At 54.0% G+C, this 23,525-nt stretch carries 16 protein-coding genes; 15 read left to right on the top strand and 1 reads right to left on the bottom strand.

The window, feature by feature from the left end; translation table 11 throughout:
• The 3 genes from dhbA to A0G03_RS04340 are packed head-to-tail and all read left to right on the top strand — an operon-like array spanning position 1 to position 9,243.
• Entirely contained in the window at positions 1 to 786 is a 786-nt protein-coding gene (dhbA, locus tag A0G03_RS04350) for a 2,3-dihydro-2,3-dihydroxybenzoate dehydrogenase (protein WP_048258567.1), read from the top strand.
• Between the two features lie 22 nt (positions 787 to 808).
• A complete protein-coding gene (locus A0G03_RS04345) occupies positions 809 to 7,144 on the top strand; it encodes a non-ribosomal peptide synthetase (RefSeq protein ID WP_048258521.1) in 6,336 nt (2,111 codons plus the stop codon).
• Complete coding sequence (locus A0G03_RS04340) at positions 7,141 to 9,243, top strand: amino acid adenylation domain-containing protein (protein ID WP_048258522.1); 2,103 nt, start codon at positions 7,141 to 7,143, stop codon at positions 9,241 to 9,243. Before A0G03_RS04345 ends, A0G03_RS04340 begins: the two co-directional genes overlap by 4 nt.
• Before the next feature lie 409 nt (positions 9,244 to 9,652).
• Here A0G03_RS04340 and A0G03_RS04330 read toward each other — a convergent pair whose 3' ends face one another.
• On the bottom strand, positions 9,653 to 11,734 hold the full coding sequence (locus tag A0G03_RS04330; RefSeq protein WP_048258524.1) for a DUF4034 domain-containing protein: 2,082 nt from the start codon (positions 11,732 to 11,734) through the stop codon (positions 9,653 to 9,655).
• 701 nt (positions 11,735 to 12,435) lie between these two features.
• Between A0G03_RS04330 and aepX the strand changes: the two genes are divergently transcribed.
• The 12 genes from aepX (at position 12,436) to phnP (ending at position 22,730) form a co-directional block, all read left to right on the top strand.
• Positions 12,436 to 13,368 carry a phosphoenolpyruvate mutase gene (gene aepX, locus A0G03_RS04325; RefSeq protein ID WP_048258525.1) on the top strand — a complete coding sequence of 311 codons (933 nt, stop codon included), beginning with the start codon at positions 12,436 to 12,438 and terminating at the stop codon, positions 13,366 to 13,368.
• 179 nt (positions 13,369 to 13,547) lie between these two features.
• Positions 13,548 to 14,702 (top strand): phosphonopyruvate decarboxylase, encoded by a 1,155-nt coding sequence (gene aepY / locus A0G03_RS04320; protein ID WP_048258526.1) that lies wholly within the window; start codon positions 13,548 to 13,550, stop codon positions 14,700 to 14,702.
• A gap of 52 nt (positions 14,703 to 14,754) precedes the next feature.
• Positions 14,755 to 15,648, top strand: coding sequence for an NAD(P)-dependent oxidoreductase (locus A0G03_RS04315; protein ID WP_048258527.1), 894 nt, complete (start codon positions 14,755 to 14,757; stop codon positions 15,646 to 15,648).
• A complete protein-coding gene (phnG, locus tag A0G03_RS04310) occupies positions 15,649 to 16,092 on the top strand; it encodes a phosphonate C-P lyase system protein PhnG (protein WP_048258528.1) in 444 nt (147 codons plus the stop codon). It begins immediately after the preceding gene.
• Between the two features lie 6 nt (positions 16,093 to 16,098).
• Positions 16,099 to 16,680, top strand: coding sequence for a phosphonate C-P lyase system protein PhnH (phnH, locus tag A0G03_RS04305; RefSeq protein ID WP_048258529.1), 582 nt, complete (start codon positions 16,099 to 16,101; stop codon positions 16,678 to 16,680).
• Positions 16,680 to 17,786, top strand: coding sequence for a carbon-phosphorus lyase complex subunit (locus A0G03_RS04300; protein ID WP_048258530.1), 1,107 nt, complete (start codon positions 16,680 to 16,682; stop codon positions 17,784 to 17,786). The genes phnH and A0G03_RS04300 overlap by 1 nt, the downstream gene beginning before the upstream one ends.
• Positions 17,787 to 17,893: 107 nt before the next feature.
• Positions 17,894 to 18,691: an alpha-D-ribose 1-methylphosphonate 5-phosphate C-P-lyase PhnJ gene (locus tag A0G03_RS04295; RefSeq protein ID WP_048258568.1), complete on the top strand. Its 798-nt coding sequence runs from the start codon at positions 17,894 to 17,896 to the stop codon at positions 18,689 to 18,691.
• Positions 18,688 to 19,476 carry a phosphonate C-P lyase system protein PhnK gene (gene phnK, locus A0G03_RS04290; protein ID WP_048258531.1) on the top strand — a complete coding sequence of 263 codons (789 nt, stop codon included), beginning with the start codon at positions 18,688 to 18,690 and terminating at the stop codon, positions 19,474 to 19,476. Before A0G03_RS04295 ends, phnK begins: the two co-directional genes overlap by 4 nt.
• A 21-nt stretch (positions 19,477 to 19,497) precedes the next feature.
• Positions 19,498 to 20,214, top strand: a complete 717-nt coding sequence (gene phnL, locus A0G03_RS04285; protein ID WP_048258532.1) for a phosphonate C-P lyase system protein PhnL — start codon at positions 19,498 to 19,500, stop codon at positions 20,212 to 20,214.
• On the top strand, positions 20,204 to 21,340 hold the full coding sequence (phnM, locus tag A0G03_RS04280; RefSeq protein ID WP_048258533.1) for an alpha-D-ribose 1-methylphosphonate 5-triphosphate diphosphatase: 1,137 nt from the start codon (positions 20,204 to 20,206) through the stop codon (positions 21,338 to 21,340). The genes phnL and phnM overlap by 11 nt, the downstream gene beginning before the upstream one ends.
• A gap of 2 nt (positions 21,341 to 21,342) precedes the next feature.
• Positions 21,343 to 21,912: a ribose 1,5-bisphosphokinase gene (gene phnN, locus A0G03_RS04275; protein WP_048258534.1), complete on the top strand. Its 570-nt coding sequence runs from the start codon at positions 21,343 to 21,345 to the stop codon at positions 21,910 to 21,912.
• Between the two features lie 41 nt (positions 21,913 to 21,953).
• Complete coding sequence (gene phnP / locus A0G03_RS04270) at positions 21,954 to 22,730, top strand: phosphonate metabolism protein PhnP (RefSeq protein WP_048258535.1); 777 nt, start codon at positions 21,954 to 21,956, stop codon at positions 22,728 to 22,730.
• Positions 22,731 to 23,525: the final 795 nt, after the last annotated feature.

Below are 23,525 nucleotides of genomic sequence, written 5' to 3'. Positions count from 1 at the left end.
ATGATGAACAAGGCACAACCTCTTCAGTTTGATTTCAGCGGGCAGACCGTCTGGGTAACCGGCGCGGCGAGCGGCATTGGCGAAAGCATTGCCCGCCAGTTTGTCGCGCTGGGCGCGAACGTGATCGGATTCGATCGCGCATTCCAACATAACGCTTCCCCGTATAACGAGCGCCGGTTTACCTGCGTGACGCTAGATATCAGCGAACCGAACAGCGTGGCGGCGGTGTGTCGTCAGCAGTTGGCGGAAACGGGGCTCGACGTTCTGGTCAACGCCGCCGGGATTCTGCGTTTAGGTGATATCGACGCGCTGAGCGTGGACGACTGGCACCAGTGCATCAACGTCAATGCCTCTGGCGCATTTTATCTGCTGAACGCGATGGTGCCGCACTTTAAGCAGCAGCGTCGCGGCGCGATTGTCTGCGTCGGCTCTAATGCCGCACATATTCCTCGCATGCAGATGGCGGCGTACTGCGCCTCGAAAGCGGCGCTCACCAGCCTGTCTCACTGTGCCGGTCTGGAGCTGGCGCCTTACGGCGTGCGCTGCAATCTGGTGTCACCAGGATCGACGGATACGCCGATGCAGCGCGGTATGTGGCACAGCACCGATGCGGAACAGCGCACTATCGCGGGCTTTCCTGACCAGTACAAGCTGGGGATTCCGCTGGGCAAGATTGCTCAGCCGGAAGAGATCGCCAATACCGTGGTTTTTTTGGCTTCCGATCTGGCCAGCCACATCACCATGCAGGACGTGGTGGTGGATGGCGGGGCAACGCTAACGGCCTGATTTGCTGAGAGAGTGACAAGTCATGAAAGATATCGTAACGCTGTTAAAGCAGTTGGAACGGCAGGGTGTGCGTCTGGCGTTAAATGCGCAAGGACAGCTGATTTCGCAGTCCAATAAAGAGGCGATCACGGCAGAAATTGGGCGCACGATTAAGGAAAACAAAGACGCCATCGTGCGCTGCCTGACGGCGCAGCAGGCGTTTGACCGTCCGATCACACCACAGAATGCGACGTCTGGCCCGTTGTCGTCATCGCAAAGCGGGTTGTGGTTTATCGAACAATACGAAGAGCAATCACACCTCTATAACATGCCGGTCTATTTTCGTCTGACTGGCACGCTGGATGTGGCCGCGTTGGAGTTTGCCTTTGACGCGCTGGCGCAGCGCCATGCCAGCCTGCGCACCCGCTTTGTGGTCAATGAACAGGGTAAGGGTGAACAGCGTATCGATGCCTATCAGCCGTTTGTTATACAGCATGATGACTTCTCACGGTTGCCGGAAGCTGAACGGGAAGGGCGTTTACAGCAGCAGGTGAAAGCGGAAATCAGCCGTCCGTTCGATCTCAGAGCGGGCGATCTCACTCGCGTGCGGCTGGTAAAGATCAGCGAGCGGGTACATGTTCTGATGATCACCCAGCACCACATCATTTCCGATGGCTGGTCAGTGAAGAATCTGTTTGCGGACTTCAAACCAGCCTTTTTGGCCTGTCAAAACCGCCAGCCTTATCCCGTCGAGACCACCCAGCTTAACTATATCGACTACGCACACTGGTTCAATTCCGACGCATTTTTGGATTACCACAACGAATTCAAACCGTTCTGGGTTGAGCGGCTGACGGGCATTCCTGAAGTACACAGCCTGCCGCTGGATAAACCGCGTCCGGCGCACCAGAACAGCGGCGGTGAGGTGATCTTCTCCGCGATCAACAACGATCTGTGGGATAAATTCAAGCGCCTGTGTCAGCGCTACAATACGTCTAACTTCATTGGCCTGCATGCGGTGTTCTCCCTGATGTTGGCGCGTATCAGCGGCGAGAAAGACATTGTGATTGGCTCCCCGCTGGCTTATCGCGAGCGGCCGGATATTGAAGATGTCGTCGGCTTCTTCGTTAACACCATCGTGCTGCGTACCCAGTTGCAGGACAGCCAGAACTTTGTCGATTACCTGCAATACTGCCGCGAACAGGATCTCTCAGCCTTCGATCATCAGATCTATCGCTTTGAAGCACTGAGTGAGGCGATCGGGTCCGATCGCACCACGGCGATCAACCCGATCTTCCAGGTCATGCTGGTTTATCAAGCCAAAGTGGATTTCAACGATCTGATCCCTGGCTGTGATGCGGCGGAGGAAACTTCGCCGGTGCTGCCCGCCAAGACGGACATTTCGGTCAAGGTGACGGAACTGATGGGCGAAGTGCGGCTGGACTGGTTGTTTGCCACCTCGCTGTTTGAACGCCAGACGATCCAGTATTACGCCGACCGCTTTATCCGGCTGATCGAAGCCGTGGTGGAAAATCCGGAAACCGATGTCTGGCATCTGCCGTTGATGGAAACGGATCGCTTTGCCGCTGTGCTGGCGGAAACGCAGCAATTGCCGCGTAGCTATCCGCAGCCACAGCTGACGGTAACCGACGTGATTGAAGCCGTGGCACAGCGCGATCCACAGCAGTTGGCGATTGCCTTTGATGGTGAGCAGCGCACCGACACGCTGACGTATGCCGAACTGAACAGGCAGGCTAACCAGCTCGCGCACTGGCTGCACCGTCAAGGGCTGGGCGAACAGTCGCTGGTTGGCGTGCTGGCGAAACGCGATCGCTATTTTGTCATTGCGCTACTGGCCATCTGGAAAGCAGGCGCAGCCTATGTGCCGCTGGATCCTGACTATCCGCCTGAGCGACTGCGCCACATTATTACCGATGCCAATCTTGCTGTTATTCTCGGCGGCGATGGGCAACAGCTGGCGCAATGGTCAGCCGAACAGCGCATCGATCTGACCGATCCTGCGGTTGTCGAGCAGTGGCAGGATCTGCCGGGTGATGAACCCCCTGCAATTCCGCGTCATGCACAGCAACTGGCACAGGTGATCTACACCTCGGGATCGACCGGCTTGCCGAAAGGCGTGATGATCGAACACGGTTCGCTGATCAATCTGCTGGACGATCATCGCGATCGCATCGATTTCACGCCAAAAAGCACGATGTTCAACTGCATGTCGCTCTCGTTTGATGCCGGTAACATGACGACGCTGCTGCCGCTAAGCAGCGGCGGAACGTTGGCGTTTGGTGAACCTAACGATCGCGCAATTATGCAGGCCGAACAGGCGGGTGCGACGCACCTGATCCTGCCGACGGCGCTGATGTCGATTCTTGACCCTAAACAGGTTAACGGCATTCAAGCGATTGGCATGGGCGGGGAAGCCTGCCCGAACGCGGTGGTGGAAAACTGGGCCGATAAGGTGGCGCTGTACAACATGTACGGGCCGACGGAATGTACCGTCACGGCATTGAGTACCCGTCTGCGTAAAGGCCAGCCCGTCACCATCGGTAAACCGCTCACCCATATTCAGGCGCTGATTCTGGATGCGGCCGGACAGCTGTGTCCGGCGGGCGTGCCGGGCGAGCTTTGCCTTGCGGGGCTTGGGCTGGCGCGTGGCTACCTCAATCAGCCGCAGATGACTGCCAGCCGCTTCGAGCACATCACGCTAAACGATGTGAACAATGCGGGGCAAGGCGCGGCAACGTTGCGTATTTATCGCACGGGTGACAAGGCCAGACTGCTGAACAACGGTGACTATGAATACTGTGGCCGTATTGATGAGCAGATCAAGCTGCGCGGTTACCGTATTGAACCGGGTGAGATCGAGGCTCAGCTGTCGACAGTCTGTCCATCGCTGAAGCAGGTTAAAGTCATCGTGGCGCAGGTGGGAAGCCGCCCGGCGCTGGTCGCTTATGCTACGGTAAAAGCCGACAGCAGCACGCCGGAACCTGCCGCCGTGCTGATTGATGTTGCAAAGTACCTACCGGAATACATGGTGCCTTTCCGGCTAATGCTGTTGGAAGACATGCCGCTGACGCCGAACGGCAAGCTCGATATGAAACAGCTGCCGCCGGTGCTGGAAGCAAACGAGGGTGACGGTGAAGCTGACAATCCGCTGGAAGCGGACGTGTTGGCGATTTGGCGCAGCGTGCTGAATACGCCGCTGGGCGTTGAGGATGATTTTTTCCGCTTGGGCGGCGATTCCATTCTCAGTATTCAACTCACCACCCGACTGCGCAGTGCAGGCTATGTCTGCACGGTGAAAGACGTTTTCGAGGCGAAGAGTGTGCGGCGTTTGTGCCGTGTGCTGGCGCAGAATGATCGAGACACAGGCACTGTCGCGGAGCAGGGCACGCTGGAAGGCGAGTTCGCGCTGCTGCCGATTCAGCGTTGGTTCATGGAGCAATCTCTGGCACGTACTGAACACTGGAATCAGGCGGCGATGATCCAACTGCCGGACGTGGATACCGAACGGCTTGCCACGATGTTGCAGGCGCTGATGGCACAGCACGATGCACTGCGTCTGGCCTGTGATGCCGAAGGGCAACGCTATCTGGCGGATGTGCCTTGCCCTGCTTTGCCGACGCTGGATTATCGCCAGCTTGGCGACGATGGCCTGCAACAGGCATTTACCGTATTGCAGAGTGAATTCGATCCTGCGCAGGGAAGAACGATGGCCTGTGCGCTGGTGCGGCACCATCCACAGGCGGATACCGCCTTGTTCCTCGCTTTCCACCACCTGGTGATTGATGCCGTGTCCTGGCGCATTCTGGTTGACGATCTGGAACGGTTGTACCTCGGTGAACCGCTGCTGCCGAAAACCTCCAGCTATCGTCAGTGGGGCGCGGCGCTGCAACACTACGCCACACAGCATGTGGAACAGCTGACGTACTGGCAGGCGCAGGAAGACGGCGTAGATCTGACGGCGCTACTGGCGGCGAAAGATCCACAGGGCCATGCCAGCGCCGCCATTCTGACTCTGGATACGGAAACCACGGGCCAACTGGTGAGCGAGGCCAATCGTGCCTTTAACACCGACGTCAGCGATTTGCTGCTGGCGGCGCTGACCCGCACGCTAAACGATCTCGGCTGGGGCGATAAAGCACGCATCATGCTGGAAGGGCATGGTCGCGAAGCGATTGATCCGACGCTAGATGTCAGCCGCACCGTCGGGTGGTTTACCAGCACCTATCCGGTGTGTCTGCAAGATAAGCCAGACTGGGCTTCTCTGATTCAATCCAGCAAGGAACGGCTGCGTCAGGTGCCGGATAAAGGCGTCGGGTTTAATCCGCTGCGCTACCATCACCCGCAGGGCAATTCGCTGACGCTGTCGCCGATTGTGTTCAACTATCTTGGGTTGTCGGTTCAGGCCGCGGGTACGTGGCGTCCTGTGGACATCGCGCCGGGATGCTGCGTATCACCGGAGAATAAACCAGCAGAGGTTATCAGTCTCCACGGTGGTATTACGGGCGGACAGCTGACGCTGCGCCAGGTTGGTTGCCTCAACCAGCGTGACAGCGAACGCCTGATGGCGCGGCTGACCGAGAATCTGCGTGCGTTGACGGAAGCCTGTCTGGTGCAACTGAGCCACGGAATTGTTTTTACCCCCAGCGATTTCCCGGCCGTCAATCTGAGCCAGACGCAGCTCGACAGCCTGTCACAGCGTTATGACATCGACACACTGTTGCCGCTGTCATCGCTTCAGCAGTCAATGTTGTACCACCGCCTGCGCTGTCCACAGGACGATGCTTACCATCTGCAAACGCCGATTCGCTATGCGCAGGCGCTGGATATGGAAGGCTATCGTCAGGCGTGGCAGCGTCAGATTCAGCGTTTCCCAGCCTTGCGTGCCGCGTTGGAAAGCGAGTTTGCCAGCATCCAGATGATTGTGAAGCAGGCAGATCTGCCTTTCTATTATCAGGATTTGATGCAGGATACCGATCCGCTCGCAGTCATCGAACGCTATCGTCAGCAGGATTTACGCACCGGATTTGATTTGTCACAGCCGCCGCTGTTGCGCATTGCCTGTTTCCGTTTGGGCGAGCAGGACTATCGGGTACTTCTGAGCTGTCATCACAGCGTGATCGATGGCTGGAGCGGGCCACAGCTGCTGGGTGCGGTACACCGCGATTATCAAATGCTGATGCAGGGACAGGTGTTAATGCACAGCGAAGCACCAGCGATTCAGGTAGATCGCGCCTATGTGGATTATGCATTGCACGCTGTGGCGCAGCAGCCCGCCGTCGATGCCTTTTGGCAGCAGCGGCAGCCGCTGCTGGCACAGACGAACGATGTGGGCGTGCTGTTTGCGGCTGCGGGGAAACGCGCCGATCTCAACCAGCATCTGACGCAGATTGAACCGCAGGTCACCAGCGTGAGCCTGAACGAACAGGATCAGGCGACACTAACCGTTTTTGCCCGTGAAGTGGGCGTTACGCACAGCATTATCGCGCAATACGCCTGGCATCGACTGCTGGCGCGTTCGACTGGCGATGCGGTCAGTATTGTCGGGAACGTGCTGTCGGGCAGGGAAAGTCCGGTGGAGGACGTGGCGAGCAGTGTGGGTCTGTACATCAACAGCCTACCGTTGGCGCTGAGCTGGCAGCAGCCCGTGTCGCTGCAACAGCATCTGGTGCAGTTGCAGAATGAACTGATGGCGATGAATCAGCATGCCACGCAGTCGCTGATTGCGCTTACGGCTGGACGTTCTCGTCTGTTCAACAGCTTGTTTATCTATGAGAACTATCCAGATGCGAAAGCGGAGCAGGGCCAACGCGCTGACGATCCGCATCGGCTATATCCCGAGTTTTCAGCCGCCTATGAAAAGGTAGAAATGCCGCTGAATCTGGTGGTGCGTGAGCAGGCGGGCTGCATGCTGCTGCGCTTTGAGTTTGATGCAGACGCGCTGGACAGCGCGCAGGCGCGTCGGGTGTTGATGCGCTGGCATGACGAAGTGGTGGCGCTGATCAATAGCGCGCCGCAGCAACCAGCCGAGATTATCGGGCATGAGAAAGCGACAGGCTCGGTGGCTGCACAGAAAACCGTGCCGGATAGCAGTATTAGCCAGCCTGATACGCCGTTTGCCCAAGCGCTGCTGCGCGTGTGGGCGCAAACGCTACATCTCGGTGAGCCCGGCCTCTGGTCACGTACGTTGTGTGAAAGTGGTGTCGATTCGCTCCAGCGTATTGCGCTAGCACAGGCGCTGAGCCGTACGCTAGCGCAGCCAGTGAGCGTGGCGCTATTGCAGCGCTACTCTTCACCGCAGGCGCTGAGTGGATATCTGGCACGGTCGAAGGCTACCGCCAATGAGGAAACGCTGTCATGACAGGGAGTAATGATGTCATTGAAAATCTGTTGGCAGATATTCAGCAACCGACAGCTTTTGGGCAGCGTGTGGGTGCTGCGCAGGGTGAACAGCGCCACAGTAGTGAGTTGTCTCGCCAGTATCCAACGTCACTGGTGTGCGTGGCGTGGGGCTGGCTGCTGTACAAGTACAGTGGTGAAGAACAGGTCTGTACGGCGTTCGTTACGTCCGATCTCCCTGACGACGTGAGGCCGCTGATCGCTCATTTTCAACAGCGCGATCGTCTCGTCAGCGAGTGGATCGCAGAGGTGGGATCGTCGTGTGATCCGCAGTCTGCTCCAGCGGTTCTGACCGCTGAAACCCTGCATGCGTTGTTTAGCAGCCTGCTAATTGCGGGAGATGTGGCGTCGTTACCTGAAGCCGTGCAAAAAGTGGCGCTGATCGTACAGGTGCAGAACGATCGGTTAATTCTGACCGCGCCTGATGGACAGCTCGATAATCAGCAGCTTCAGCGTATTGCGCGCCATCTCACGCGGCTACTCGATGGCCTGTTGGCACAGCGCTGGGAGCGGCTGGCGCAAATTCGCCTCAGCCCGCTGGTGGCGCCGTTACCCCACAGGCCGCTGGCGCGTGCACTGCATGACGAACTGTTCATGCGACTTGCTCAGGATGCGCGTCAGGATCGTGTCGCGATCCGTTTTCAGGAACGTGCAATTAGCTATCGGGAGCTACTGCAACGTGTGGCGTTGATTCAGCAGACGTTAGCTGCGCAGGGCATCACTGCCGGTCAGCGCGTGGGGCTGCATCTCAGTCGGCAGCCTGACACGGTAGCGGCGCTACTCGCCTGCCTGTTTTCTCAGGTAGCGTTTGTGCCGCTGGAACCGGATTTTCCGAGTGAGCGGCTACAGGCGATTCAGCAGGAAGCGGCGATGGCTGCGGTCTTGCAGGATGGTTATACCGGTGGATCGCTAACGTTTGACTGCCCGATACTCAACCTCTGTGATTTACCGGATGCAGAGCGTGCTCCTTCAGCGAGCGTACAGTTGGCACTGGCGGGTGGGCCGGAAACGGCAGCCTATATGATGTTTACCTCCGGTTCGACGGGGAAACCGAAAGGTGTGGTGATTGGTCAGCGAGCGCTGCAAACCTTTATTCATGCCAGCGTAGAGCGGCTGGCCTTAACGGATAACGCGAACTGGCTGCTTATCACTACGCTCGCCTTTGATATCTCTATGCTGGAAGTGTTTGCGCCGCTGTGGGTCGGTGGCGTGCTGCATCTGACCACACATGAGGAGTACAAAGATCCGCAGGCGGTTGCGGCGTATTTGCAGGATCGACCGGAAATCAACGTGTTGCAGGCCACACCTGCTTTCTGGCGCATGATGTTCAAAGTGGGCTGGCAGGGTAAACCTGATCTGGTGGCGCTATGCGGCGGCGAAGCGCTGGATCTGCGGCTGGCACAGCGCTTGGTCAGCCGTTGCAAGATGCTGTGGAATTGCTATGGGCCAACCGAAGCGACAATTTGGTCGCAGATGGCGCAAATTGATGGCGCTGCACTGGAGAACCCGCACACGATCGCGCTGGGGAATACGCTGGCGGGCTATCAACATCTGGTGATCGATGACGATCGTCACCCTCTGGTGGAAGGAATGGTGGGTGAACTGTGCATTCTCGGTGAGGCGCTGAGCAGCGGATACTGGCAGCGTGACGATCTGACGCAGGATCGTTTTGTTCAGCAGATGGAGTCTGGGCAGCGAATGTATCGCACGGGTGATAAAGTCCGGTTGCTGGGGGACGATCGCTATCAGTATCTCGGGCGTTTCGACGACCAAGTGAAATTACGGGGATTTCGCATCGAGTTAGGGGAGATCGAAGCGCAATTGAAACGGATCGAACAGGTTCAGGATGCGGCCGTCAAACTTCAGGGCGAAGGGGATGACGCGGTACTGGTTGGCTACGTTGAGTACAAACCCGATTCAGAGATGACCAAGCTGGCGTTGCGTAAACAGCTGCATCAGTTCTTGCCTGCTTACATGGTGCCAGGGCGCATCGTGACGTTGGATAAGCTCCCCAAAACTGGCAGCGGTAAGGTCGATCGTAAACGTCTGACGGACGTTTGAAAGTGATAAAGGGCAGCATCGCTGGCCAATGACATGATGCGGTGATTTCTCCGCGATGGGAGGTTTCCGAATACACAAATAATTAGGGAGTGAAATCGGAGTTGGCCGTTATCCGGCGTAAGAAATTATGCTGAGGAGATAGCAGGCTTAGGATGAGCCGCAGGGACGCGGCGAAAGCTTGCGCCACGTCGGGAACGTGTCGCAAGCGGTCCGTTAAGCCTGATGCCGACGAAGGCATCGCGCAGCGACATAATTTAGCCAAAAGCCAGGGTTCACAGGGCGACGGCGCTGAGCCGCCCTGTGTCGGGCGCGTGCTACGAGGTAGCATGAAAATGACGGTATTGTGGCGCACGAAACTGTCTCCGCATTCGCATAAAATATGACGAAGAGACAGCACGATGGGGAAAGCCTACTGGTGTTCCTGATGGGCGTCATCACCAAACGTGATTGCACGTCCACGCGCATCTATTTTCGCTTTATCGCGGTTGAAGGCCATCTTCGCCCGGACGCCACCCAGCATACCGCCGCGTTGATAGATTTCGTTCGCCCGATCGTGGTTGTATTGGCTATCAGGGCTGATTTCCAGCGCGCGATCGATCCACACTTTCGCCAGATAGCTATTTTGGGCTACGCCTGCACCGTTACGGAAAGCATACGCGTAGTAACCTGCCGCATAGTCGCGGTTGGCATCGTCGTCGTCGTCCCATAACACCGGCAGTACGTTATCAACACAGAGCGCCTGATCTTCAGGGATATTGCTAAACAACAAAAGTGTGCTCAGTTCTCTTGCCGAGCGTTGCCAGACGGTTTTTCCCAGATTAGGGCTACGCAGTACGCTGAACAACAGTGTGCTTGCACGCTCATATTGTTCCGGCGTCAGCGTGTCATTTTCATTAATCAGATTGTAGGCCACGTTGTACATGCTAATGACATGGCCTTTCTCCGCCGACACACCCTTCCAATAGCGTGATTTTTCGTGATCTTCATAAGGTGAAGGATCCCGGCCGTGCATGCGTGATAGATGGCCTGAATAGAGGTCACCGAGTGACGCCATTGAGGAGACTTCTCCCCAACTCGCGGCCTCGTGTAGCAGGAAGACCCCTGCTTCTTCGGAAACCGACTCAAACAGGTTAGCGGCGGCTTGGCCAAAATTGACATCGGATTCGAGAGTGCTGCAACGCGCAAGCAAGGCATCGCTATCGAATTGGCCTTGAGCGATGCCATAGAAACCAAATTTGCTGGCGAGCGCGGCGATAGTGGTTTCATACGCCGAATCTGCCCACGCCTGACAGCGTTCCAGAAATTTTGGCATCAAATTGAAGCTGTCTTCGATACCGGCAAAATTCACACAGCTGATTAAGGTATCGAGCGCACCCTCATCAGGGTGTGATTCAGGAAGATCAACCTGCCAGGCTTCAACCATTAGGTCATAAGCCTTCTGCATATCGGCCTTATTCCAGTGGATCTCGTTACCTTCTTCGGTTCTCGCATACGTGCTGAGGAAGCTGGCGTATTTACGTAGAACTCTAGCCCGAACATCGACATCAAGTTCAAGCGTCAGCAACCAGTCGAAGGTTCTTCGGCAGTACGCCACGCTTTCTGTGTCCTGAGCATCGGGCAGTAGCCCGTTATAGCCAATATAGTCCCAACACTGCGTAACACGCAGGCTGTTACGTTCTGGCTCTGTCAGCGCTTCACACAGCGGCCCATCAATAAATTCAGTCATTATTTCATGACTACCGCCCCAGCGTGGGTACAGGAAGTAAACGCACTCGTTACGAATGGATAAGTCCTGTGGGCGAGCGGCTAAGGTGACCCGCAGCCAGTAGTGCATGGGCTCTTCCCATTCGTGCTCCTCTCTGGCTGGCAGCGGAGTAGGCAGAGCAACAGGAAGCTCAACAAGCACTTGTGCACCTTCATTACGCAAGTGCTGTAGACCCGCTTCCCAAAGCTCGGGTTCAACCTGCGTCTGACGCTGCGTGTAGGTCAGAGGTTTACCGCCTTGCAGTAATACGCCTAGCCACTGTGGTTCACCTAAATAGCAGGTCAAACGAAACAGGCGCGAAAAGGTCAGGGCAGGTCGCTGATGTAACGCGCTGGCGCGCAGGTAGGCCGCGACGCCCAGGTCGCGAGCCAGTTCGGCCCCCATCCAGCGATCGTCTTCTACATATTCCCCACCATTCGAGGTACGAATCCGTGCTGCCGCATTTTCCCAGTACTGTCCGGTGAGGTGGTGGGCGTGGTAGCTCTCAGGACGTGCGGCAACCCAGGCCTGCAAGTGCGACAAAATGTCGGTATGAGACACTGCTGGGTCAAAGATCGAATTGATATTCCAGTTATAGGTATAAGGCAGATTCGGGCCATCCAGCCAAATATGGTGCTCTTGTTCCAGCAGGCTATCGAGTGCATCGAATTGATGCGTCGCGAACATCTCGCGCAGCTGCGCGCGGCGATTAATCAATACGGTGAGTGATTCAGAGATTGATGTCATAGAGTAAATTCTTAGGCCGTTGTTGAGTCATTACGCCGACAACATCACGCTTTATCAGCACTATGCGCAGGCAGGATTTCGGAGAGATGTCGTGCTGTATCTCATTGATAATGAATATTGTTATACCAATAAATCGTTACGTAGACATCGATATTTACATAAATGTAAATAATCTTTTAAAACGGTGTGATGGCGGGAAGGGAGAAGAGGCATATCTGAGGGGGCATGTTAAACCGCTATCGTGAAACAGAAATCGGATTGTCATAAAACCATGAGAGTTTATAACTCTCTCCTACATTTTCATGATCATTATTTACCCGCGAATAATATACTCAACGGTGAATACACATAAGAATAGTATTTCCTCTCTCTACCCCATCGATAAGAATAGGTGTTGAAGTAAAAAACTAAAGATTGCTATTTTTTTAGTTTTTTAACATGAATAAAGGTATGTGCGTTAATTAATATCCTGTTTTATTAATTTTGATCTAGTTCAAATTGATTCCATTTCAATAAGGTAGGTGAAATTAAAAAATAAACAAAAAATTTTTACCCCTATTGAAGTGTTGTTTTCAAGGAATAGAATCACCCTGTTGGTATATTTAATTTAAATAAATATAACGTTGCGTGTTCTTGTGATTGTTGCGCTTGGTTTACTAGGGAAAGTATACCCCCAACTCTATGGTACATAGGAGATAACCATGTCTGTTATTTTATCTAATCATACCCCGACGGATTCATATAAGGGGTGCACGCCAGGTTCGCGCCGCAGCGCACTCCGTGAATTATTACAGCAGCAAAAAGGCATTCGTGTGATGGAGGCTCACAGTCCGCTTTCTGCTTTATTAATTGAACAAGCCGCTTATGAAGATGGCGATATTCATTATCAATTTGATGCATTTTGGTCTAGTTCACTCACCGATTCTACTTTGCGGGGAAAACCCGATACGGAGTTGGTCGATATCAGCCATCGTTTCCATGCAATTACGGAAATATTTGATGTTACCAGTCGCCCATTAATTTTTGACGGCGATACTGGCGGGCAAACTGAGCATTTGGCCCACCGTATTCGTGCTGCCGAAAATCTGGGTATTTCTGCCATGATTATCGAAGATAAAACCGGTCTGAAGAAGAACTCTTTATTTGGTAATGATGTAAAGCAAACGCAGGCTTCCGTTGAGGACTTTTGCGAAAAAATTACGACCGCCAAAAAAGCGCAGTTGACGCCCGAGTTTATGCTGATTGCCCGTATTGAAAGCCTGATTCTGGACGTCGGTATGGAGGATGCGATCAACCGTGCGCTGCATTATGCTGATGCCGGTGCTGATGGGATTATGATCCACAGTCGACATAAGAACCCTGGCGAAATTTTAACTTTCGCCAAACAATTCCGCGTTCATTACCCACATTTACCTTTGGTTTGCGTTCCCACCAGTTTTAACGATATTACTTTCGATCAGCTGATTGATGGTGGATTCAATATCGTGATTTATGCAAACCATATGTTACGTGCGGCTTATCCTGCAATGAAATCCATTTTGCCAGAAATCCTCAAGCATGGTCGGACGCTGGAAGTTGAGGATAAATGTATGTCGATAAAAGATATTCTGGACCTTATACCCGGAACGCGCTAACGCAATATATTGGGGTGTCAGTATGATCATTTTATAACGCTATTATTTGGCGCTATAAGATGGTCGTTCTTCTTGATAAGAAAATGTTATGTCACCTCTAATTATCTGTATCACATAATGAAAAATTAAGGCGTCATCATTGCTGTTAAATACAGCATGATGCGAAGGGGAGGTTTATTGTGATTGACCCTAATAAGCTCATCGAATTTCTTGCTCAGCGCGGCGTGCATTTTTTTAGTGGCGTCCCTGACTCATTATTAAAAGCATTCTGTTTGGCAATTGGAAGTAATAACGGTGGGCTTTCACACCGTATCGCGAGTAATGAAGGTTGCGCGGTGGGTATGGCGATTGGGCATTATCTGTCTACTCGAACGCTGCCCGTGGTCTATATGCAAAATTCGGGGTTAGGCAATGCGATTAACCCTCTCTGTTCTCTGGCTACGCCGGATGTTTATGGTATTCCGCTGTTACTGATTATCGGCTGGCGTGGCGAAGTTGATGACAGCGGTAAGCAGCAGCACGACGAGCCTCAGCATGTTATGCAGGGGCGAGTCACGTTACCTCAACTTAATGTGCTTGATGTTCCGCATATTGTGCTGGATAGCCATAACCCACCCCCGTGGGATGACATTCAGGCTTTGCTCCAGCGTGCGCATGATGAACACCGTCCTGTGGCACTGGTGGTGAGAAAAAATACCTTTTCCTCGCCAGTAGTACCTGCCAACCCAGCAACTGAGCCAGCGTTGATGCGGCGAGAAGCTATCGTTGACGCATGCCTGAAAGCGCTGCCATTCACGATCCCGATTGTGAGTACTACGGGCATGTTATCCCGTGAACTCTATGAACTACGCGAACAGCGTGGTGAAGGACATCAGAGGGATTTTCTAACCGTCGGTGGCATGGGTCTCGCCAGCCAAATCGCACTGGGCCTGTGTGATGCGCAGCCGCAGCGGAAAGTGGTCTGTCTGGATGGAGATGGAGCGCTATTGATGCACATGGGCGGCCTGACGAACACCGCCCAGGCAAGCAACCTGATACACATCGTCATCAACAATGGTGCTCATGATTCTGTGGGAGGGCAGCCCACGGCGGCGTCCCACTTACCGCTGGCACCCATCGCTGCCGCCAGCGGTTATGGAAAAACCTACTACGCCGAGACGGAAGAAGCCTTACAGGCCGCGCTGCAACAGGCTTTGCGGGCGCAAAGTAGTCAATTCATTGAGGTGCAATGCCGCGTAGGTCATCGCAGCGATCTGGGGCGGCCGGCGACGTCTCCTGCCGAAAATCGCGATGCGTTTATGCAGTTTCTTAATACAACCCCTCAGGCCTCTTGATGAGCGGCAATACCCTGAGTATTGCCACCCCTTAGCGACAAGGATTGCCGATATGACCCATTCTGTTTCTTTAGTTGGCGTTGGTGTATTAGGAAAAGCTATCTCGCTCAGACTATTACAGCGTCAGTTCTCGCTCAGCGTGTTCAACCGGACTCACAGTAAAGCGAGCGAGGTTGCTGCCGAAGGCGCTCAAGCCGTCTCTGAACTGCACCAGCTGTTCACGCAGGAAAAACAAGTTGTGCTGATCTGCCTGAAGGATGCGGAGGCGATACGTGACGTTTTTCAGTCGGAGGAGGTCACACAGAAACTGACCCGCTATCGCCCTTTGTTAATCAATATCAGTACGATAGGGCCGGAAGAAAGCCGCTGGATGGAGGCTTTTTTTCATCAGCACGGTGCACATTATGTGGAATGCCCGGTGTCGGGCGGGCCGGAGGGCGCGCGACAGGGCAAGCTTGCCGCCTGGGTGGGGCCGTGTGTGGATGATTTTGCCAGCGCGGTTAACGGTGTCGTCACCAGCCTGTCGGATCGCTATGTGCTGATGGCGAGTAACTACAGTGCACAGACCATGAAGGTGATTAATAACTATTGTGAGGCGGTGCATCTGCTGGTGGCAGCGGAAGCGCTATTGGTGGCGGAAGGCCACGGCATCGCCCCCGATGTACTGGCAGACGCGTTAACGCTGGGGCGCGGCCGTTCGACCTATATGGACGTCATGTTAGATCGCTATCTGAACCCGCGTGAAGCTGTGTCTGTCCCTTTATCCATCCGACTGAAAGATCTCGATCTGGCGCATACGCTTTTCCAACGCGCCGAGATCCAAAGCGAATTCTTCGATACGGCGCGTCAGTGCTATCAAAATACGGCGGATCTCTCGGCTGAGCCTCAGGATCAAACTGCCTGCTTTTCTTATCTCTCACGCACTTTGTCTGCGGGGAGGGAGTAGATGTCAGAGTTAACACAGCGACAACGCTGGATGTCCATTCTTGCTCACAGCGATCCTGCCGAGCTGGAAGAACACTGGGGAACGTTGAGTTTCCCAACGAGTTACCAGCTATTACGCCCGACACAGATTGGTTTGATCCAGCTACAGGGAAGAATGGAGGTTGATGGCCCGCGCTTTATTGTGGGCGACATGACGGTGACCCGTGCGGCGGTACAGCTGGAAGACGGAACGTGTGGCTACAGCTATATCGCGGGCAGAAACAAACCGCATGCTGAGCTTTGCGCCTGGATCGATGCGCTCTTGCAAACCCGATCCTATTTCCATGAAATCTGGGAGCGCATCATCACGCCATTAGCAGACCAGCAATGTGCGCACCGGGAACAGCAACAGCATGAAGTGGCTGCTAGCCGGGTAAATTTCTTTACTTTGGTCAGGGGGGAATGATTTGTCATGACAACGATGACGGGCTTCGCCCACCCTGTATTTGGCACACAGCTCTGCTTTCGTAAAATCGTGAAGGCAATGAGCGAGCCTGGCTCTCTGGTGACGGTGCCGAATGTTTCCGGTCTGGAATCGATATCGTCTGCCACGGCGGCCACGCTGCTTACGCTGACCAGCCACACTACGCCGCTGTTTATCGATCCTCGGATTGGTAACCCGCTGCTGCTGCGCACGCTTTGCCTGCATACGAACGTGCCGATCGCCACGACGCTGGAAGAGGCCTACTTTGTGCTGCTGAGCGGCAACCCTTTTTCTTATGATCTAATGGCGCTCTCCTGCGGCAGCGAAGTTGAACCAGAAAAATCCACCACCGTTATTGTCGAAGTGGAAGGAATGCATGACGGGCCTTGTTTAAAACTGACCGGGCCGGGCATCAAGACACACCGCATTATCTCTCCCCGTTTGCCCGGTAGTGTCAGGAACTATCTGTGCAACCGCCCTCATGCTTTCCCTACAGGATTGGATTTTCTCTTTACCTCTGGGAAAAAGCTCTTTGCGATCCCCAGAAGTACCCACGTGGAGGAATGCTAATGTACGTTGCCGTCAAAGGTGGGGAAAAGGCCATTGAGGCCGCTCACCAGCTACAGTCCTGTCGCCGCCGCGGGTGCACGGATATTCCAGAATTAGACTGTTCACAAATAGAACAGCAGTTGAATTTAGCCGTCGATCGCGTCATGACCGAAGGCAATATTTACGACCGCCAACTCGCCGCGCTAGCCATCAAGCAGGCCAGTGGCGATCTGGTAGAAAGTATCTTTCTCTTACGAGCCTACCGTTCCACGCTGCCACGCTGGGGAATCAGTCAGCCGCTTAATACGCCTGATATGCGTCTTGAGCGCCGCGTTTCGGCCATTTTCAAAGATTTACCGGGCGGGCAGCTATTGGGCCCGACCTACGACTATACCCATCGCTTGCTGGATTTCTCTCTATTGGCCGACGGTGAGGATCCTGTCGCACCACAGCCTGACGCTGTTGTTGATGAGGATGAAGGAACTCGTGAGCATATTCCTCATGCGTTTCAGTTCCTTGCTCAACAGCACTTGGTCCCTGAACGGAATATCAACGACGACAGCGATCCGCCAGACATCACGATGGTTCCACCAAGTTACCCCGGCACGCGTGCAGCGCGTCTCCAGCAGCTGTTTCGCGGCGACGAGGGGTTTCTCCTGTCACTCGGGTATTCAACCCAGCGTGGCTATGGGCGCAACCATCCGTTTGTCAGTGAGATCCGCACGGGATATATCACCGTCAGTATTGTTGCCGAAGAGGTGGGCTTTGCCATCGATATTGGGGAGATCCTGCTTACTGAATGCGAAACCGTGAACGGCTTTGTTAAACCCAGCAACGACGCGCCGCATTTTACCCGTGGATACGGGCTGGCATTCGGCCGTTCGGAGCGTAAGGCCATCACGGTGGCATTAGCCGATCGCGCGCTTCAGGCCGCCGATTATCAAGAGGAAATTCGCGGCCCGGCTCAGGATGAGGAGTTTGTGCTTTCCCATGCGGACAATGTGGAGGCCGCGGGGTTTGTCTCGCACCTGAAGCTTCCGCATTACGTCGATTTCCAGTCAGAGCTGGAGCTATTAAAACGACTACGTGAGGAATACCTCGCGTCTGTGCCAAGGAGTAACGCGTGATGGGCCAGACAACGATCTCCCGCCAGAAAGGTAGCCGGCCAGAAACGGCATACGACGATTCAGACACGGAATACAACTATGCTTATCTGGATGAAAGCACGAAGGGCATGATACGGCGCGCGATCTTGAAAGCGATCGCCATCCCAGGGCATCAGGTGCCGTTCGGCAGCCGGGAAATGCCAATGCCTTACGGCTGGGGCACCGGCGGCATTCAAATCACCGCCAGTATCATCGGGCCGGACGATACGCTCAAAGTGATCGATCAAGGCTCCGACGATACGACCAATGCGGTATCGATCCGTACCTTTTTCCGCAAGGTGACAAACGTGCCTACCACGGAAAAAACCAGCGAAGCGACGCTGATTCAAACGCGACACCGCATTCCTGAAACGCCGCTTAAGGAAGATCAGATCTTGATCTTTCAGGTGCCGATCCCTGAGCCGCTACGCTTTATTGAACCGCGTGAAACCGAGACGTGCAAAATGCATGCGCTGGAAGAATACGGTGTGATGCAGGTGAAGCTCTATGAAGACATCGCGCGCTTTGGGCATATCGCCACGACTTATGCTTACCCGGTGAAGGTGAATCACCGCTATGTGATGGATCCATCACCCATACCGAAATTCGATAACCCGAAGATGGACATGATGCCCGCGCTGCAACTTTTTGGTGCCGGGCGTGAGAAGCGGGTCTATGCCGTTCCGCCGTATACCGTGGTGGAAAGCCTCGATTTTGACGATCACCCTTTCACAATACAGCAGTGGGACAAGCCGTGTGAGCTTTGTGGCGCACGCGACAGCTTCCTGGATGAAGTGGTGATGGATGATGACGGTACACGCATGTTCGTCTGCTCCGACACCGACTATTGTCAGCAGCGCCAGAGTCAGGGAGGAAAAACGTCATGACGACAGAACATCACGTATCTGACAGCCCTCTGCTTGATGTGCGACACCTCACGCATTTATATGCGCCGGAAAAAGGCTTCCGCGACGTGTCGTTTCAGCTGTGGCCGGGGGAGGTGTTAGGGATTGTTGGCGAATCGGGTTCAGGGAAGACGACGTTGCTGAACGCGATCTCTGCTCGTCTGGCACCGCAGGACGGTGAGGTTATCTATCGTAACGCCGAGCAGCAGGCGCTCTCGATCTATGACATCAGCGAACGTCAGCGGCGAGCGCTAGTGCGAACCGAATGGGGAATCGTCTGGCAGCACCCGCTGGCAGGGCTACGCCCGACCGTGTCTGCGGGCGGTAATATTGGCGAACGGCTCATGGCTATTGGTCATCGGCACTACGGCGATATCCGCAGTAAGGCAGCGCAATGGATGGCAAACGTCGAACTGCCCGAAAATCGGCTGGACGATCTGCCTACCACCTTTTCCGGCGGGATGCAGCAACGCCTTCAGATCGCGCGCAATTTGGTCACCGCACCGCGGCTGATATTTATGGATGAACCCACCGGCGGGTTAGATGTGTCGGTTCAGGCGCGGTTGCTCGATCTGCTCAGGACGCTGGTGGTGGAGATGCAGCTTTCTGTCGTCATCGTGACCCACGATCTTGGGGTGGCTCGTCTGCTGTCACATCGCCTGCTGGTGATGCAGCGAGGGCGGGTCGTCGAGCAGGGATTGACGGACAGGGTGCTCGACGATCCGAGCCATCCCTATACCCAGTTGCTCGTTTCTTCCATTCTGTAAATCCAGACAAAAGGACGCTTGATGGATACGCAATTACGCATCGAGAACGTTGATAAAACGTTCGTATTATATAATCAGCAGGGCACTCGGTTGCCCGTTTTCCACGATATTAGCCTGTCCGTGAAATGCGGTGAATGCGTCGCGCTGCATGGGCATTCAGGGACAGGGAAATCCACGCTGCTGCGCTCGCTATACGGCAACTATCGGCCCGATGGCGGCCATATCTGGGTGCGCCACCGCGAACGCTGGGTCGATATCGTCAACGCGGATGCCCGGCATGTACTGGAAATCCGCCGTGAAACGGTGGGCTGGGTAAGCCAGTTTCTGCGCGTCATTCCGCGTATTAGCACATTGAACGTGGTCATCCAGCCGTTACTGGAACGCGGCATGTCGCGTCAGGAAAGCGAGATTCGTGGCGGTGAACTGCTGACGCATCTGAACGTCCCCGAACGGCTTTGGTCGCTCGCACCCGCTACCTTTTCAGGCGGTGAACAGCAGCGCATCAATATTGCTCGCGGATTCATTGGTGATTACCCGATTCTGCTGTTAGACGAACCGACGGCCTCGCTGGATGCCAAAAATCGGCTGGCCGTCACACAGCTCATCGATGAGGCAAAAAGCAAGGGGTGTGCCGTTGTCGGTATCTTTCATGATGATGAGGTTCGCCAACACGTCGCCGATCGCCTTTACTCAATGGCAATGATTTCCCGCACTCAGGAGAACGTAAATGATCATTAATAACGTCAATATGGTGCTCTCGCAGGAAATCATTCATGGCTCATTGGAAGTGCGCAACGGCGTAATTCACCGCATCAGTGATAGGCCCAGTCGTCATCCTGGTGCGCTGGATGGTGAACAGGCTTGGCTCCTGCCTGGGCTTGTCGAGTTACATACGGATAATCTTGATAAATGTTTTACACCGCGCCCCGGCGTTAACTGGCCTTCTGAGGCGGCGATGCGCAATCACGACGCGTTGATTATCTCCAGCGGGATCACCACCGTTTTGGATGCCGTTGCGGTCGGGGATGTGCGCGACGGTGGGCATCGGCTTGAGAACCTGCGGCGCATGACCGATGCGGTACTGCACAGCCAGCAACATGGCACCAATCGGGCTGACCACCATCTACATCTGCGCTGTGAGCTGCCGCATCAGGATACGTTTCCCCTCTTTGAACAGCTGGCGGATATTCCACTAGTCGCGCTTGCGTCATTAATGGATCACTCTCCGGGGCAGCGGCAATTTTCTTCCCAAGAGAAATATCATCAGTATTACAAAGGCAAGTATCACCTCAATGATGAACAAATGGCTGCGTTTGAGGAGGAACAACTCGCCGGTTCACGCCGCTGGTCGCAGCCGAACCGTGAGGCTATCGTTCGCCTTTGCCATGGAAAAGGCATCACGCTGGCTAGCCATGACGATGCGACGCCTGAACATATCACCGAGTCCCACCAGCATCGTGTCGCCATCGCCGAATTTCCCACCACCGAGATCGCGGCACAGCAGGCACACGGTGTTGGAATGGACGTGCTGATGGGGGCACCGAATGTCATCTGCGGCGGCTCGCATTCCGGCAATGTATCGGCACATCATCTGGCTACGCTTGGCGTGCTTCACATCCTGTCTTCGGACTATTATCCAGCCAGCTTGCTGGAAGCGGCATTCATGATCGCAGAAGACGCTCGCAATGATTACGATCTGCCGCGAGCCATTGCTCTGGTTAGTAGCAACCCCGCTCAGGCACTGAAATTTGACGATCGCGGCTGCATTGAAGAAGGGCGGCGAGCCGACCTGCTGCTCGTCAAACGGCAAGCGCCGCAAATGAAGCTGATGCGAGTGTGGCGTCAGGGTGTTCGGGTATTCTGATCATGACAAAACTCATCTACCTCATTGGCCCTTCCGGCGCAGGCAAAGACAGCCTGCTTCGGGCGATCCGTCAACTGCCGCTGCCACGCCTGCTGGTGGCGCATCGGTACATTACCCGCCCCGCAGAAATTCAAGGAGAGAACCACATAGCGCTTACCCCCGAAGAGTTTGCGATCCGTCAGCAGCTTGGTATTTTCGCACTCGATTGGCAGGCGCATCAGTGCCATTACGGCATCGGGATAGAGATTGATTACTGGTTACAGCGGGGGAGCTACGTCATCGTTAACGGCTCGCGAGCTTATCTGACTCAGGCGCGTGAACGCTATGGCAATATGCTATTTCCGATATGCCTGACCGTCTCTGAATCTGCACTGCGGCAGCGGCTACGCGCCAGAGGACGGGAAAGTGAACAGCAAATTGCCACACGTTTACAGCGTGCCGAGGAAGAGCAAAACCGCTTACAAAGCGACTGTGTTTTGTTGAATAACGACGGCGATCTGCAACGCACCTTATCCACCTTTCAGTCGCTGCTGCCATTCGACAGGGCTTGCGCGGCGCACCGCGAAGAATAATAGGTGAGGTGGTGAGCGTACCGAATAGCAGGAGAAAACCGATGGCAGCAAATAGTGACGGGATCGTTTTTCACTTTCTGGGAACCGGCGGTGCGCAGCAGGTTCCTGCATTTGGCTGTGAATGTGAAGTTTGCCAGCAGGCGCAACGCGATGAAAGCAAACGGCGTCGTGCCTGTAGCGCGGCAATCACAACAAAAGACCGAATCATCCTGATTGATGCCGGATTGCCCGAGTTAGCGCCGTATCTGCTTCCCTATCAGACTCGGCATATTTTGCTGACCCACTATCATATGGATCATGTTCAGGGATTATTTCCCCTTCGCTGGGGCTACGGTGAGCCCATTCCTGTCTTTGGCCCACCAGATGAGGTGGGTTGCGACGACCTCTTCAAGCACCCTGGAATTCTGCATTTCCAAAAACCGCTGATGGCTTTCCAGCCCTTCGAACTGGACGGTATCAGGATCACGCCAGTGCCCCTAATCCATTCCAAATTAACCTATGGCTACCTCATCCAGACGCCGACGCATACGCTGGCCTACCTGACCGACACCGTCGGGCTGCCGCCTGAAACTGCTCAGTTTCTTGCATCACGCACGCTGGATTATGCAATTGTTGATTGCAGCCATCCTCCCCAAACGACGCCTCCGCGTAATCACAACGATGTCACTCGTGCGCTGGAGATCTTCACCCAGCTTAATCCCAAACAAATGTATCTGACCCACATCAGCCACGAACTGGATCGCTGGTTACAAACACAAACGCTGCTGCCTGAGAACGTCTATGCGGCGTATGACGGGCTGGTGCTGGAGCTTTCGTGAGCAGCGTTCAAATTGGCTTCGCTCATCCCAGTCACTGACCGATGTAAGCTTCTGGGGATTCCCTGCGCCACCATCTTCCTAAAACTCGAATTATTTAAAGTATACCCGTAATACTTCAAGCTGCATGTGCGTTGGCTGCGTTCACTCACCCGAATCACTTACTTGAGTAAGCTCATCGGGATTCCCTCTCTTGCCGCCTTCCTGCAACTCGAATTATTTAAAGTATATGAATTTCACGTTAATTAATTTTGAATGTTACCCGTCAATATGTCGTGGTAATTGATTTTATAGATCTTTATTTATATTTAAATGGTTAAATATAAACTCTTATTAAATGAGATAATGATCAATGTCTGTTATTTTTAAAAAAGTTTTTTATGATTTATTTTAAATATAGTTAAATCAAATGCATGTTGTAAATAAACACCATGGTGTTAATTATTCTAACTGATATTTTGTTAATTAATGGCTTTTTGTTGGGCGGTTATCGTGATGAATATATTGAATTAATTATTTACGGTGTGTTTTTTAATGCGTAAATAAATGTTTATTTTGCTATTAAATAGGCTGGTGTTTATTTTTTAAATGAAAAATATATTTGCATAATATGGAATAGTGGCAACAATTAAATGGTTCTTTCTGGAACGTAGTACCGTAGTCAATTTTCTAAAAATACCGTTCCCATAGCTAATTACACTCTAAATAATTCGAGTTTTAGGAAGGCGGCAAGAGAAGGATAAATTCGTCAGGAACGAATTTATCCATCCGGCGGCTGGCCTTTGGTGAGAGACATTC

Origin of the sequence: Pectobacterium peruviense (assembly GCF_002847345.1) — a bacterium.
GTDB lineage: Bacteria > Pseudomonadota > Gammaproteobacteria > Enterobacterales > Enterobacteriaceae > Pectobacterium > Pectobacterium peruviense.
The sequence above is the reverse complement of the archived record's forward strand: the minus strand, read 5'-3'. Positions and strand labels throughout refer to the sequence as shown.

Bases quoted from the DNA above. Each gene is read 5' to 3' on its own strand.
- phnP (WP_048258535.1), top strand. From the start codon at position 21,954: ATGGCAGCAAATAGTGACGGGATCGTTTTTCACTTTCTGGGAACCGGC.
- A0G03_RS04295 (WP_048258568.1), top strand. From the start codon at position 17,894: ATGATACGGCGCGCGATCTTGAAAGCGATCGCCATCCCAGGGCATCAG.
- A0G03_RS04300 (WP_048258530.1), top strand. From the start codon at position 16,680: ATGTACGTTGCCGTCAAAGGTGGGGAAAAGGCCATTGAGGCCGCTCAC.
- dhbA (WP_048258567.1), top strand. From the start codon at position 1: ATGATGAACAAGGCACAACCTCTTCAGTTTGATTTCAGCGGGCAGACC.
- phnM (WP_048258533.1), top strand. From the start codon at position 20,204: ATGATCATTAATAACGTCAATATGGTGCTCTCGCAGGAAATCATTCAT.
- phnN (WP_048258534.1), top strand. From the start codon at position 21,343: ATGACAAAACTCATCTACCTCATTGGCCCTTCCGGCGCAGGCAAAGAC.
- aepX (WP_048258525.1), top strand. From the start codon at position 12,436: ATGTCTGTTATTTTATCTAATCATACCCCGACGGATTCATATAAGGGG.
- A0G03_RS04330 (WP_048258524.1), bottom strand. From the start codon at position 11,734: ATGACATCAATCTCTGAATCACTCACCGTATTGATTAATCGCCGCGCG.
- phnG (WP_048258528.1), top strand. From the start codon at position 15,649: ATGTCAGAGTTAACACAGCGACAACGCTGGATGTCCATTCTTGCTCAC.
- phnH (WP_048258529.1), top strand. From the start codon at position 16,099: ATGACAACGATGACGGGCTTCGCCCACCCTGTATTTGGCACACAGCTC.
- A0G03_RS04345 (WP_048258521.1), top strand. From the start codon at position 809: ATGAAAGATATCGTAACGCTGTTAAAGCAGTTGGAACGGCAGGGTGTG.
- phnK (WP_048258531.1), top strand. From the start codon at position 18,688: ATGACGACAGAACATCACGTATCTGACAGCCCTCTGCTTGATGTGCGA.
- A0G03_RS04315 (WP_048258527.1), top strand. From the start codon at position 14,755: ATGACCCATTCTGTTTCTTTAGTTGGCGTTGGTGTATTAGGAAAAGCT.
- phnL (WP_048258532.1), top strand. From the start codon at position 19,498: ATGGATACGCAATTACGCATCGAGAACGTTGATAAAACGTTCGTATTA.
- A0G03_RS04340 (WP_048258522.1), top strand. From the start codon at position 7,141: ATGACAGGGAGTAATGATGTCATTGAAAATCTGTTGGCAGATATTCAG.